14 protein-coding genes are annotated in these 13,383 nt (G+C 63.0%); 9 read left to right on the top strand and 5 right to left on the bottom strand.

Going from position 1 to position 13,383, the window contains the following annotated elements; all coding sequences use genetic code 11:
* Positions 1-115 precede the first annotated feature (115 nt).
* From modA to modC, 3 genes are read left to right on the top strand one after another with little or no spacing between them, the layout of a single operon-like run.
* Positions 116-889, top strand: a complete 774-nt coding sequence (modA, locus tag G7016_RS06535) for a molybdate ABC transporter substrate-binding protein (RefSeq protein WP_181112030.1) — start codon at positions 116-118, stop codon at positions 887-889.
* Positions 885-1,568, top strand: a complete 684-nt coding sequence (gene modB, locus G7016_RS06530) for a molybdate ABC transporter permease subunit (protein WP_375139682.1) — start codon at positions 885-887, stop codon at positions 1,566-1,568. Before modA ends, modB begins: the two co-directional genes overlap by 5 nt.
* Complete coding sequence (gene modC, locus G7016_RS06525) at positions 1,565-2,650, top strand: molybdenum ABC transporter ATP-binding protein (RefSeq protein ID WP_181112028.1); 1,086 nt, start codon at positions 1,565-1,567, stop codon at positions 2,648-2,650. Before modB ends, modC begins: the two co-directional genes overlap by 4 nt.
* Before the next feature lie 45 nt (positions 2,651-2,695).
* Here modC and G7016_RS06520 read toward each other — a convergent pair whose 3' ends face one another.
* The 3 genes from G7016_RS06520 to xth form a co-directional block, all read right to left on the bottom strand.
* Complete coding sequence (locus G7016_RS06520; protein WP_181112027.1) at positions 2,696-2,866, bottom strand: hypothetical protein; 171 nt, start codon at positions 2,864-2,866, stop codon at positions 2,696-2,698.
* Positions 2,853-3,209, bottom strand: coding sequence for a hypothetical protein (locus G7016_RS06515; RefSeq protein ID WP_258195088.1), 357 nt, complete (start codon positions 3,207-3,209; stop codon positions 2,853-2,855). The genes G7016_RS06520 and G7016_RS06515 overlap by 14 nt, the downstream gene beginning before the upstream one ends.
* Before the next feature lie 77 nt (positions 3,210-3,286).
* On the bottom strand, positions 3,287-4,063 hold the full coding sequence (gene xth, locus G7016_RS06510) for an exodeoxyribonuclease III (protein ID WP_181112026.1): 777 nt from the start codon (positions 4,061-4,063) through the stop codon (positions 3,287-3,289).
* Between the two features lie 187 nt (positions 4,064-4,250).
* Between xth and G7016_RS06505 the strand changes: the two genes are divergently transcribed.
* Genes G7016_RS06505 through G7016_RS06495 form a run of 3 tightly spaced genes read left to right on the top strand, consistent with a single transcriptional unit; the run spans position 4,251 to position 8,090 of the window.
* Positions 4,251-5,492, top strand: a complete 1,242-nt coding sequence (locus G7016_RS06505) for an SfnB family sulfur acquisition oxidoreductase (protein ID WP_181112025.1) — start codon at positions 4,251-4,253, stop codon at positions 5,490-5,492.
* Between the two features lie 3 nt (positions 5,493-5,495).
* A complete protein-coding gene (locus G7016_RS06500; protein ID WP_181112024.1) occupies positions 5,496-6,713 on the top strand; it encodes an SfnB family sulfur acquisition oxidoreductase in 1,218 nt (405 codons plus the stop codon).
* A 12-nt stretch (positions 6,714-6,725) separates the two neighbouring features.
* Positions 6,726-8,090, top strand: coding sequence for an LLM class flavin-dependent oxidoreductase (locus G7016_RS06495; protein ID WP_181112023.1), 1,365 nt, complete (start codon positions 6,726-6,728; stop codon positions 8,088-8,090).
* Between the two features lie 11 nt (positions 8,091-8,101).
* Here G7016_RS06495 and G7016_RS06490 read toward each other — a convergent pair whose 3' ends face one another.
* Entirely contained in the window at positions 8,102-8,773 is a 672-nt protein-coding gene (locus G7016_RS06490) for a DJ-1/PfpI family protein (protein ID WP_181112022.1), read from the bottom strand.
* A 99-nt stretch (positions 8,774-8,872) separates the two neighbouring features.
* The gene (locus G7016_RS06485) at positions 8,873-9,298 is read right to left on the bottom strand and encodes a response regulator (protein ID WP_181112021.1); all 426 of its coding nucleotides are present in this window, start codon (positions 9,296-9,298) and stop codon (positions 8,873-8,875) included.
* Between the two features lie 311 nt (positions 9,299-9,609).
* Between G7016_RS06485 and G7016_RS06480 the strand changes: the two genes are divergently transcribed.
* The 3 genes from G7016_RS06480 to aroQ all read left to right on the top strand — a co-directional run bounded on the left by G7016_RS06480 (position 9,610) and on the right by aroQ (position 13,355).
* Positions 9,610-10,677 (top strand): NAD(P)-dependent alcohol dehydrogenase, encoded by a 1,068-nt coding sequence (locus G7016_RS06480; protein ID WP_181112020.1) that lies wholly within the window; start codon positions 9,610-9,612, stop codon positions 10,675-10,677.
* Between the two features lie 150 nt (positions 10,678-10,827).
* A complete protein-coding gene (locus G7016_RS06475; protein WP_181112019.1) occupies positions 10,828-12,843 on the top strand; it encodes a mechanosensitive ion channel family protein in 2,016 nt (671 codons plus the stop codon).
* A gap of 74 nt (positions 12,844-12,917) precedes the next feature.
* Positions 12,918-13,355: a type II 3-dehydroquinate dehydratase gene (gene aroQ, locus G7016_RS06470; protein ID WP_181112018.1), complete on the top strand. Its 438-nt coding sequence runs from the start codon at positions 12,918-12,920 to the stop codon at positions 13,353-13,355.
* Positions 13,356-13,383: the final 28 nt, after the last annotated feature.

Below are 13,383 nucleotides of genomic sequence, written 5' to 3'. Positions count from 1 at the left end.
AAAGGTCGCCCCAGAGGGTACCACTGCCGCTTGCATGGCTTCAGCCCCGGTGATTGGCTTCCCTGGGGCTAGCGCTATATAGTTCGTTGCATAACGCCACTTATCAGGATGCTCCATGTCTGTTATCCGCGCCGTGCCCTACTCGCTTTTTACACTCGCCAGCCTGTTCAGCCTTCACGCGCTTGCCGATGACGTTCAGGTTGCTGTCGCTGCCAACTTCACCGCCCCGTTGAACGCAATCGCCGCCGCTTTCGAGAAGGACACCGGCCATCATGTGGTCGCTTCCCCGGGCGCCACTGGCCAGCTGTACGCACAGATCAAGAACGGCGCGCCCTACGAGGTGTTTCTGTCGGCCGATGACACCACCCCCGCTCGGCTCGAAAGCGAAGGCGCTACGGCCAAAGGCTCGCGCTTCACGTACGCAATCGGCACGCTTGCGCTGTGGTCGCCCAAGGCCGGCTATGTGGACGCCAATGGCGAGGTACTCAAGGCCAACGCGTTCCAGCACTTGTCCATCGCCAACCCCAAGGCCGCGCCATACGGGTTGGCCGCCACCCAGGTATTGGCGAAGCTCAAGCTGACCGAGGCCACGCAGGCCAAGATCGTGGAGGGCCAGAACATCACCCAAGCCTTCCAGTTCGTGCAAACCGGTAACGCCGAACTGGGCTTCGTGGCGCTGAGCCAGGTGTACAAGGATGGCAAGATCACCGGCGGTTCTGCGTGGGTGGTGCCGCAAAGCCTGTACGAACCCATTCGTCAGGACGCGGTGGTGCTCGCGAAAGGCGAGCACAACGCCACGGCCAAAGCATTCGTCGATTACCTGCGGGGGCCAAAAGCCGCACAGCTCATCACGTCTTACGGCTACGCCCTCGATGCCTCCCCTAATTGACCTGTCGCCCAGCGACTTGGGCGCCATCTGGCTTACGCTGAAGCTGGCCAGCATCACCACCGTGATGTTGTTGTTGATAGGGTTACCTGTCAGCTGGTGGCTCGCTCATACCCGGTCGCGGTTGCGGCCCGTGTTCAGCGCTATCGTTGCACTGCCCTTGGTGTTGCCGCCCACGGTCATCGGTTTCTACTTGCTGGTGCTGATGGGGCCGCAGGGCTGGCTGGGCCAACTGACCTCCAACCTCGGGCTGGGCACCCTGGTATTCAGCTTTGCGGGGTTGGTTGTGGGCTCGATGATCTACTCGCTGCCCTTTGTGGTGCAGCCGCTGCAAAACGCCTTCGAAGCCATGGGCACTCGGCCGATGGAAGTTGCGGCCACGCTGGGCGCCTCGCCGCTGGACAGGTTCATCACGGTGGCGCTTCCGCTCGCCCGGCCCGGGATACTCACTGCCACTGTGCTGGGCTTCGCTCACACGGTAGGTGAGTTCGGTGTGGTGCTGATGATCGGCGGCAACATCCCGGACAAGACGCGTGTGGTCTCGGTGCAGCTTTTCGATCACGTGGAAGCCATGGAATACGGCCAGGCCCACGGGCTGGCCGCACTGCTGGTGGCATTTTCCCTGGTGGTGCTGGTGCTGCTGTACCGCAAGCGTTCATCTGTACAGGGGGAGGACGAATGAGTGCGCTCGAGCTGCGCCTTCGCCTGGCGCGACAGGACTTTTCTCTCGATGTGGACCTCAGCTTGCCCGGCGAAGGCGTAAATGCCCTGAGCGGGCCCTCCGGGTCGGGCAAAACCACATTGCTGCGTTGCCTGGCCGGGCTAGAGCGTGCGGACGAAGGGTTCATACAGGTAGGTGACGAGGTGTGGGAAGACACCACCTCCCGCCGCTTGGTACCTGCCCACCGCCGCGCCATTGGCTATGTGTTCCAGCAGCCGGGGTTATTTCCGCACCTGAGCGTGGCCGACAACCTGGCCTATGGCTGGCGCCGCCTGCCTGCCGCGCAACGCACGCTCGACCGCGACAGCCTGCTCCGCAACCTGGGCATCGAACACCTGCTGGAACGGCGCCCGGGCGGGTTGTCTGGTGGTGAACGGCAGCGGGTGGGCATCGCCCGAGCACTGCTGCGCGCACCCCGGCTGTTGCTGATGGATGAGCCACTGGCCTCGCTGGACAATGACCGCAAGGGCGAAATATTGCCGTACCTGGAACGGCTACGCGAGCAACTGGCGATCCCTGTGGTGTACGTGAGTCATTCGATGGAGGAAATCGCGCGGCTGGCAGACCATCTGGTCGTACTGGAGCGCGGCAGGGTACTGGCGAGCGGGCCACTGAACACACTGCTTACTCGGCTCGACCTGCCGTTGGCAAAGGGGCTGGATGCCGGCGTAATCATCGAAGGCGTAGTCAGCGGCTACGACCCGCAATGGCGGCTGTTGCACCTGAGCCTGGGCGCTGGAGGAAGCACCTTGCGCGTGCCTCATGGCGAACGCCCGACCGGTAGCCGGTTGCGCGTAAGGGTACTGGCCAAGGATGTAAGCCTGAGCCTGGATGCAGACAGCAACAGCAGCATATTGAACCGGCTGCCGGCGGTGATCGGCCCACAAGCCGACGCCACCGCTTCAGGGGATGTGCTGGTTAGGCTGGATTGCCAAGGCACCCCCCTGCTCGCCCGGCTTACCCGCTATTCCGTCGACCACCTCGGGTTGGTACCAGGCACTTTGGTGTGGGCTCAGATCAAAGGTGTGGCCGTGCTGGGATAACCTTTCCCGCTCCGGCCCCGCCGCTTCCTTCAGGTTGGGAGATTCCTACGCGTCCGGTTCGCTTAAATCCGGGTCCAGGCCGCTATCATCCGCCGCAGCATCGTCCAGTGGGTCGCGGGCCGGGTCGAAGCCGGTGTCGTTGAGCTCCACCGGATCACTCGGCGCATTGAGTGGCCATTCCGGGGTGGGATTGGGATCGTTCTCATTCGCTGACATCGTTGATCACCCTGCCGTGGCTTTGAATTTCGATCATGGTGATGCCCATCAGTTGGGCCTGGTCCATCACCTCCTGGGGGGAGTCGTCAGCCGCAGGCATCAGCAGGCTGTTTTCAGCATCGCCGTAGTGAATTTCCAGCAGCCGGAGCGCCACAACCTCGGGCGGGATATGCGCCTGCTCGTATTCCAGCTCCAGATTGCGCGGCTGTTCGTTATAAAGGTAACTCACCCTGTGGCGATACAGCGTGGCCTGGGCAGGGTCGTTGGCCATCAGCTCATCGCCAGTGGGGGCGGACAGGTCGGCGCCTTGCAACCCGCCCTTGTAGTGGGGATTGGTGTCCATCGGAGCGCTCCGTTACGTGGGTGATAGTCGATGGACCGCTGCGCAAGCCGGCGGTGCCGCTGCCGGGACCAAAGGCGTCAGCCTTGGCGCAAGCGCACCCAGGTAGGCGCATGGTCGCTGGCGTGAGGCTGATCGCGTACCCATCGATCCACCCCGGCGTCTTCCAGGCGAGGGGCCAAGTCCTTGCTCAACAAGAGGTGGTCGATACGCAGCCCCGAGTTGTGCTGCCAGTGCTGGCGGAAGTAATCCCAAAAGGTAAACACCTGCTCCTGCGGAAAGTGCGCACGCAAAGCGTCGGTCCATCCCTGGTCGAGCAACCGCTGGAAGCACTCCCGGCTTTCAGGCTGGAGCAACGCGTCCTTGCGCCAGGATTTGGGATTGTAGATATCGAAATCCGTAGGGACCACGTTGTAGTCCCCTGCCAGCACAACCGGATGGCCGCTGTCGAGCAACCCCTGGGCATGGGTAATGAAGTGTTCGAACCAGCGCAGCTTGTAGTCGAACTTCGGCCCGGGCTGCGGATTGCCGTTGGGCAGGTAGAGGCACCCTACAACCACGCCTTGCACCGCCGCCTCCAGATAGCGGCTGTGAGTGTCATCTTCGAAGCCAGGCAGCCCTCGACGGATTTCCAGCGGATCGCTGCCGCGCGAGAGAATGGCCACGCCGTTCCAACTGGCTTGCCCGTGCCAGATCACGCCATAGCCCGCGTCTTCGATCGCCTCCCGAGGGAACGCCGTATCGGCGGCCTTGAGTTCCTGCAGGCAAACGATGTCGGGGGCCTCTTTTTCAAGCCAGGCCAGCAGCGCATCCAGCCGCGCACGGATGCCATTGATATTGAACGTAGCAATTTTCATCGGTGGGCTTTCCCCTGGTTTTACTGTGGGACCACGCAGTGCGGCGCTGGGTTTTATCCATAGACCAAAATGCTATTTCACCGCCCCCGGCCTTCCGCATTAGGGTAGCGCCACCGGACCACCGGACATCATTGTTTATCATTTGATCGATGCCGGGGCGTGCCTCGTTATCGTCTGCGAGGTTCGTGTGACACATCCAACCGCATCACTGTCCATCCCCGGGCTCGATACAGCCCCGCCGCTGCTGCCAGCCCGCGTACTCGAGGACGACGCCCAGGCCCTGCGGGTTGCCCGGGAATTCGCCGCCTTCGCCGCCACCCACGCAGCCGAGCGAGACGCCGAACGGCGCCTGCCCTGGGCCGAGCTCGAACGCTTCACTACCAGTGGCCTGGGCAGCATTGGTGTACCCAGGGCCTTCGGCGGGCCGGGCGTGAGCCACGTGACCATCGCCGAAGTGTTCAAGCTTATTTGCGCGGCTGATCCCGCGCTGGGGCAGATCCCGCAGAACCACTTTGGCATCCTGCGCGTGCTCGAACTGGCCGCCGCGCCTGAGCAGCAACAGCGCCTGCTAGGCAGCGTGCTGCGGGGCCATCGGATCGGCAACGCAGGGCCGGAACGCAACAGCCGGCACACCCTGGAATTGCGCGCCCGGGCACGCCGCGAGGGCAACGGCTATCGCATCAGCGGCGAGAAGTTCTATTCCACGGGTGCTTTGTTCGCTCACTGGATTACCGTGAAGGCCCTGGACGACGATGGCGAACAGGTAATGGCCTTCGTGCCGCGTGGAACCCCGGGGCTCCGGGTGATCGACGACTGGTCGGGCTTCGGCCAGCGCACCACCGCCTCTGGCACCGTACTGTTGGACAACGTGCCCGTGCCGGCGCAGAACATCGTGCGCAACGGCGCATTGGGCCAGCGCCCCAATACCCAAGGCGCGTATGCCCAGCTTATCCAGGCCGCGATTGATGCCGGTATCGCCCACGCCGCCGTAGCCGACGCTATCGCTTTCGTAAGGGAACGCGCGCGCCCGTGGCCGGATGCGAAGGTCGAAGCGGCCCGCCTGGAACCCTATGTGATCGCCGAGGTAGGCCGCTTGCAAGTAGAGCTTGAAGCCGCTGATGCCCTGCTCGAACGCGCCGCGGCCACCCTGGACGAGGTCAATGCCTTGCCTGTGGACGAGCACAGCGCGGCCCGTGCTTCTATCGCGGTAGCCGAGGCCAAGGTGCTTACCACCGAGATCGCTTTGAAGGCGAGCGAAAAGCTATTCGAGCTGGCCGGCAGCCGGGCCACCCTGGGCGAGCACAACCTCGATCGTCACTGGCGCAATGCCCGCGTGCACACGCTGCACGACCCAGTGCGCTGGAAGGTTCACGCAGTCGGCAGCTTTCACCTCAATGGCACTTATCCCGCTCGCCACTCCTGGATCTGACCCATGAACACGCTCACCCTCGCTTCCGTACCGGCGCACATTGATGCCGCCATCATCCGCGATGACGCTGAAGCGCTCGCGGTCGCCGACGCTCTGGCCCTGCGCTTTGCCGAAGGCGCCAGCGGCCGTGACCGCGAGCGCCGACTGCCTTATGCCGAGCTGGATGCCTTTTGTGTCTCGGGCCTGTGGGGCATCACCGTGCCCCGGCGCTTCGGTGGCGCGGACGTGTCCAGCGCTACCTTGGCCAAAGTGATCGCCCGTATCGCGCAGGCCGACGGCTCCCTTGGGCAAATCCCCCAAAACCATTTCTACGCCCTTGAAGTGCTGCGCGTGAACGGCAGCGAAGACCAGCAACAGCGGCTGTTCAGCGAAGCATTGCAAGGCAGGCGCTTTGGCAATGCGCTCGCCGAGTTCGCCACCAAGGATTCGCAACAACGTACCACTACCCTTCGCAAGGGCCCGGATGGCTGGACCATCCAAGGCCAGAAGTTCTACGCGACCGGCGCCCTGTTCGCCCAGCGCATTCCCACCTCCGTGGTGGATGAACATGGGGTGCAGTACATGGCGTTCGTGCCCCGCCATGCACAAGGTCTGGAAGTGATCGACGACTGGTCCGGCTTCGGCCAACGCACCACCGGCAGTGGCAGCGTACTGCTGAATAACGTTCCCATATCGCCCGAAGACGTGGTGCCGTTCCAGGCATCGTTCGAACGGCCTACCAGTGTGGGGCCGTTCGCGCAGATCCTGCACGCGGCGATCGACATCGGCATTGCCCGTGGCGCTTACGAGGCCACGCGGGCTTTTGTCCGCGAACGCGCCCGGCCTTGGCCAGACAGCGGAGTGAGCGCGGCCCATGAAGACCCGCTGACGATCTACGACATAGGCCGCGTGGCCATTGCCTTGCATGCCGCCGAAGCCGTACTGGCCAGGGCCGGTGCCCAACTGGACATTGCCCGCGCGGCACCGGACGCCCAGAGCGTGGCCGCGGCTTCCCTGAGTGTGGCCACAGCCAGGGCGTTGGGCACCGACGTCTCGCTATTAGCGGGCAACAAGCTGATTGAGCTGGGCGGCGCGCGCGCAGCCTTGGCCGAAGACGGCCTGGACCGTTTCTGGCGCAACGCGCGGGTCCATACCCTGCACGACCCGGTGCGCTGGAAATACCACGCCATCGGCAACTACCACCTTAACGACCAATTGCCGCCGCGCAAGGGTTACCTCTGACAGGAGCGGCCCATGGCACGCAAACAGGTTCTGCTCAACGCGTTCAACATGAACTGCGTGGGCCATATCAATCACGGCCTCTGGGCTCACCCCCGGGACCGCTCCAGCGAATACCACAGCGTGGAGTATTGGACCGAGCTCGCTCAGCTGCTGGAGCGCGGGCTGTTCGACGGGTTGTTCCTGGCGGACATCGTGGGCGTGTATGACGTTTATCAGGGCAATGTGGACCTCACCCTGCGCGAGAGCATCCAGCTGCCGGTCAACGACCCTCTGCTGCTCATTTCGGCCATGGCGGCCAGTACGCGCCACCTGGGCTTCGGGATCACCGCCAACCTCAGCTACGAGGCGCCCTATCTGTTCGCTCGCCGCATGTCCACGCTTGACCATTTGAGCCGCGGCCGCGTGGGCTGGAACATCGTGACCGGTTACCTCGACAGCGCCGCCCGCGCCATGGGCCGCAGCGAGCAAGCCGTCCACGACCGGCGCTACGATCAGGCCGATGAATACCTGGAGGTGCTGTACAAGCTGTGGGAAGGCAGCTGGGCGGACGATGCGGTGATCGCGGACCGGGAGCGCCGGATCTATGCCCGGCCCGAGCGCGTGCGCCCGGTACACCATCAGGGCGAATTCTATCAGGTGGAGGGTTACCACCTCAGCGAGCCCTCGCCGCAGCGTACGCCCGTATTGTTCCAGGCCGGTGCTTCGCCACGCGGCTCACGCTTCGCCGGGCAGCATGCCGAGTGCATATTTATCATGGGGCAGGACCGGGAAAGCGTCCGCAGGCAAGTGGACAGCCTGCGCGCCGCAGCCCAGGCTGCCGGGCGCGACCCGCAGGCCCTCAAAGTATTTATGGGGGTTACCGTGGTGGTGGGCGCTACCGAGCAGGAGGCTCGGGAGAAACACGCCGAGTACCTGCGGTACGCCAGCCCCGAGGCGGGCCTGGCACATTACGCCGCCTCTACGGGCATCGACCTGTCCCGCTACGGGCTGGACGAGCCGATCCTGCCACAGCAGACCAATGCCATTGAATCGGCTGCCAAGGCGCTCACCCGCAACGGTGAGTGGAGCGTACGGCGCATCCTCGAACAGAACGCGCTGGGCGGCCGTTATCCAGCGTTGGTAGGTAGCCCATCGGCCGTTGCCGAACAGCTGCTGGACTGGATCGACACCACTGGGCTGGATGGCTTCAACCTTACCCGCACGGTGACCCCTGAAAGCTATGAGGATTTCATCCGCTGGGTAGTCCCGGAGCTACAAGCCCGCGGGCGCTACAAGACCGCTTACAGTGAAGGGAGCCTGCGCCACAAGCTGTTTGGTGCCGGCAACCGCCTGCCCGGGGAGCATCCCGGAGCGGCGTATCGGTTCGAATCAGCTTGAGCGGTACAGCATCAAAGCCGGGCCGCGGCCCGTGCGACTACCTGGGCCCGCCGCGCCACGGAGGGCGCCACGGCTTCGCGCTGGGCCTGGAGCACCTGCGGGGGAGCCTGAGTGGGGTCCCCTGAGGCAAATGGCGGCGCGGGGGCGTATTCCAGCGCCAGCTGTGCCCGCTGGGCCTGCTCGTGACCGAACCATTCGGCGGCCACCGCCAGCGCGAAATCAATCCCGGCCGTTACACCGCCGCCAGTAATCAAGTTGCCATCCGTGACCACCCGCTCATGCACGGGTAACGCGCCCAGGGGCTCCAGCAGCTCGTGATAGGCCCAATGGGTGGTGGCACGTTTGCCTGCCAGCAAGCCCGCCGCCCCCAGTACAAGGGCGCCGGTGCACACCGACGTGACAAAGCGGGCACTGGGCGCGCGTGCTCGTAGGAACGCCAGCACTGCGGCATCCTCGAGCAGTGCTTCCACCCCACCCCCACCGGGTACGCAGAGCAGGTCCAACGGGGGGCAGTCCGCGAAAGTGGTACTGGCTTGCAATGTCAGGCCACCGCTTGCGCTCACGGGGGCGGTATCTTTCCAGATCAGGTGTTGGTGCACATCCGGAAAGTGCGCGAATACGTCGAATGGGCCGACAAGGTCAAGTGGCTGTACGCCGGGGAAAACGAGGTAACCGATATGCATGAAGACGCTCCGGGGTAAGTAGTCGCCTTCACACTAGTCGGTACCCGCCCGCGGCAATTGCCAATTACCGGCAGAAACCCGCCAACGCAGCGATGCTGCTCAACGGGCGAGCTTGGCCTCTTCGGCAACAATGGCTCGCATCACCTCCTCGGTCAGCTTGCCGATAGTCCAAGGCTTGGGAAGGAAGGCGATATCTTCGCCGATATCTGCGGTTTCAGGGGTTTCATGACCGGACATCACAATGATCGGCAACTCGGGCCACTCGCTGTGCACGCGCCGCGTCAGCTGAGCGCCGTCGATCTCGCCGGGCATGCGGATGTCAGTAATCAGCAGGTTTACATGCAGCCCGTCTCCGAAGGCTTTCCAGGCGTCGTCGGCGGTGCCGAATTCAACCGTGTCAAAGCCTTCATAAGCAAGAATTTCGCAGACAAACTCGCGAATGATGACTTCATCTTCCACCACCATGATTTTTTGTCGTGGCTCGGCGGGGCTGGCAGTGTTGGTTTGAGATGGGGCATTGAGCATCTTGGTGTCCTTGGCATTAAGTCGGGGCACTACCGCCCATATTCCCTTCGTCAACCAGAAACCAAGATGATTCGCCCCTCAGGGGGGGTTAATCGACGGACGGTTATGCTTTCGTTTGGCTATCAGTGCCTTGCGTAGCAATTACTTAGCGCGTTCGAGTTTTGCCAGCCGGGGTTTCAACAGAATGATGGCGCCTGCTGCTTTGGCACCGGCTCGGTTTGTGCTAAACCGTTTCTTCCCGGATGTCCGTCCCGTCGAACGTTCCAGGCGACCGAGCTGTCGGCCTTAATAACTTCATAAGGAGATCTCGAATGAGCAAGACCCTTACCTATGCCGCGCAAAACGCTTCCGACACACTCAAGCCGTATGCGATCGAACGACGGGCGCCCAACGCCGACGATGTACAGATCGAGATTCTGTACTGCGGGGTATGCCACTCCGACCTGCACACGGCCCGCAATGAATGGCAAAACACCCTCTTTCCGTCCGTCCCTGGCCACGAAATCGTTGGCCGCGTAAGCGCGGTAGGCAGCGCTGTCACCCGTTTCAAGGTCGGCGACCTCGCCGGGGTGGGCTGCATGGTCGACAGCTGCCAACACTGCGCGCCCTGTGCCGAAGGCGACGAGCAATATTGCGAAAACGGTTTTACCGGTACCTATAACGGCCCAGTGTTCGGGGGTGAGAACACGTATGGCGGCTACAGCGAACGCATTGTGGTGAAGGAAGCTTTTGTGCTGCGTATCAGCCATGACGAAGGCGACCTGGCTGCTGTCGCGCCGTTGCTGTGTGCGGGTATCACCACGTATTCGCCGCTGAGCCACTGGAAAGTTGGCCCTGGCAAGAAGGTGGGCATTGTAGGGCTGGGTGGGCTTGGCCATATGGGCGTAAAGATTGCCGCGGCCATGGGCGCTCATGTGGTGCTGTTCACTACCTCTCCCAACAAGCGCGAGGATGGCCTGCGCCTGGGCGCAAAAGAGGTCGTGGTGTCCAAGGATCCCGAGCAGATGCAAGCCCATTCCAATAGCTTGGACTTCATTCTCAACACCGTGGCCGCCCAGCACGACCTCGATCCTTTCCTTAACCTGCTCAAGCGCGATGGCACCATGACTTTGGTCGGTGCGCCGGAGCATCCACACCCTGCGCCAACCGTGTTCAACCTGATTTTCAAACGCCGCAGCCTTGCGGGTTCGCTGATCGGCGGCATACGGGAGACGCAGGAGATGCTGGACTTCTGCGCCACGCACAACCTTGTTTCGGACATCGAAATGATCGACATTCAGAGCATCAACGAGGCTTATGAACGCATGCTCAAAAGCGATGTGAAGTACCGGTTCGTGATCGACATGGCCAGCTTGAAAAAGGACGCCGCCGCGGCGTGACCCTTGGCTTGCCAGACCCGGGCCCGGCTTTTATGCCGGGCCTTTGCATTTGTGGTTTGGCGACAGCGTTGACGCGCTCATTCCCCGGCGGGGCGAACATTCCCGGGCAGTGGGGGTCTGTGAGGAGAACCTTTGTGGAGCCTTGCCCCCGTGCCACGCCTCGTCATTCTGTTACTCGCCACGCTGCTTGCCCTCCCTGCCTTCGCCGACACTCCAGCCCCCGAACAAGCCCCGGCGGAAAAGGAGGTACTGGTAGCGGGTGGGCTGCTGGGGACGTTGACGTCCAGCCTCGATAACGTTCAGGACAAGCTCGACCTCAATGAACACCTGGTGGACACCTGGCGCTTGCGCACCGATCGCGCTGCTGCCGAGGCGGGACGGTTGTTCGACCAACAGGCGGCCGCATCAGGCTGGGAACTGGCCCGCGACTTCGCAGTGCTGAGCCTTACCTGGATCGCAACCTTCTTCGCCCTTTACACCCTTGCCCGGGTGGCATGGTCGCGGGTGGGGCGCCAAGGTTTCCTTCACCGCAGGCCCAGGCTGCACGGCGTATTGGGTTACCTGCTGCGGTTCACCGTGCCGGCCCTTCTGAGCTTTGGCATGGCGCTGGTGGTCAGCCGCCACCTGGCCCCGTCCGACGCCCGGGCCCTGGCGCTGTGCCTGGCCTACGCCACCAGCAGCGGCATCTTCTCCACCACCATGATTCTGTGCGCCATCACCTTGTTCAACGTTGGTCACAAGCGTGCAGCGGTCAACGTGCTGCGGCGTGGCGCCCCCCGGCCGCTGTTTGTGATCGGCTTCCTGGCGGCCCTGGGCGATGCCCTCACCAGCCCCCAGATTGCCCGGCAGCTGGGCAATAACCTTACTGGCAGCATTGCCGTGTTCGTGGGGCTGATGGCTACCTTCACCTTCGCCGTGCTGGTATTGAAGATGCGTCGCCCCGTGGGCCAACTCATCCGCAACCGTGGTTATCGCCAGCGGCACGACCATCGCGCGGTGCAGGAAACCTTGCGGGTATTCGCGGCGGTCTGGTACCTGCCGATCCTGCTGATGATTCTGGTGTCGGCCATTCACTTGATCGGCGCCGGCGAGCAAAGCCAGCAAGCATTGCAGCGGGCACTGATGAGCACTGTGCTACTGATCGGCGCGGTGTTCCTCAGCACTGTCATGCACCATGTGCTCAAACCCCAGGCCGCAGTCGACCCGGACCGCCCTCGCCCCTATGTAGAATTGTTCCGCAGCCTTGGCCACGCGCTGTCGCGGATCATTATCGCCATTGTGTTCATCGAACTCCTGGCGCGTACGTGGGGCGTTTCCGTGCTGGAGTTCGCGGCCCGCAACAGTGTCGGCCGCGCCATCAGTAATTCCCTTAGCAGCATCGGTTTGATCCTGCTGGTCACCTGGCTGGTGTGGGTGGTCATCGACACCGCTATCCAGCAAGCGCTCAAGCCTGCGGTAGGCAGGCGCGCCAGCCGCCAGCCCAGCACCCGGATCAAGACCATCCTGCCGATGCTGCGCAACGCCACCAAGATCGTGCTGGTGGTGATCGGCACCATCACCACGATGGCCAACCTGGGCATCAATGTGGCTCCGCTGCTGGCGGGTGCCGGTGTGGTCGGCCTGGCGATCGGTTTTGGCTCGCAGCAACTGGTACAGGATGTGATCACGGGGCTGTTCATCCTGATCGAAGACACCATCGCCATCGGCGACTGGGTAGTGCTCGACTCGGGCCATGCCGGCACCGTGGAAAGCCTCACCATTCGCACCCTGCGCCTGCGGGACGGCAAGGGCTTCGTGCACTCGGTGCCCTTCGGCCAGATCAAGGCAGTGACCAACCAGTCTCGGCAGTTCGCCAACGCGTTCTTCTCGGTACAGGTGACCTACGACAGTGATATCGACACAGCACTGGCCCTGATTCAGCAAGCCGCAGACCAGATCGCCGAAGACCTGCTGCTCAAGACCAACCTGCAAGGCCCGCTGCAAGTGTTCGGCGTGGACAAGATGGACCTCAACGGTATCACCCTGACGGCGCAGTTCCGCACCAGCTCCGGCGGCCAGTATGCAGTAGGCCGTGCCTTCAACGAAAAGCTCAAGAAGCTGGTGGATGGCGTGGACAACGTGCGCTTCGCCCAGTATTACCTGCCCCCTGTGCCCGTGAAGGCATAAGGCAGTAGCGCGCCATCCGGTGGGGCTATTACCATGGCAGCCCCGCCTGCCTGCTGCAGAGAGAGACGCACCTGATGGCAACCACCTTGCTGGTTTTGAACGGCCCCAACCTGAACATGCTCGGCACCCGCGAGCCCACCGTATATGGCAAGGAAACCCTTGCCGATGTGGAAGCGCAATGCCGCGCCACCGCCGATGCGCATGGGCTGGCGCTGGAGTTTCAGCAAACCAACCATGAAGGCCAGATGATCGACTGGGTACATCAGGCCCGTGGCCGGATCGCCGGGATCGTGATCAACCCGGGCGCCTGGACCCACACCTCCATCGCGCTCCACGATGCATTGGTGGCGGCTGAAGTGCCGGTGCTTGAGGTGCACATCTCCAACGTGCACAAGCGTGAATCCTTCCGCCACCACTCCTATGTGTCCTTGGTGGCAGTAGGGGTGATTGCCGGGTTCGGCACGCATGGCTACACCCTGGCCATCGACCACTTCGCCAAATTGCTGAAATGAGCCTGGCGCGGCCCTCACCGGCTGCGCC

It is taken from the genome of Pseudomonas japonica (genome assembly GCF_013522925.1).
Taxonomy (GTDB): domain Bacteria; phylum Pseudomonadota; class Gammaproteobacteria; order Pseudomonadales; family Pseudomonadaceae; genus Aquipseudomonas; species Aquipseudomonas japonica_A.
The sequence above is the reverse complement of the archived record's forward strand: the minus strand, read 5'-3'. Positions and strand labels throughout refer to the sequence as shown.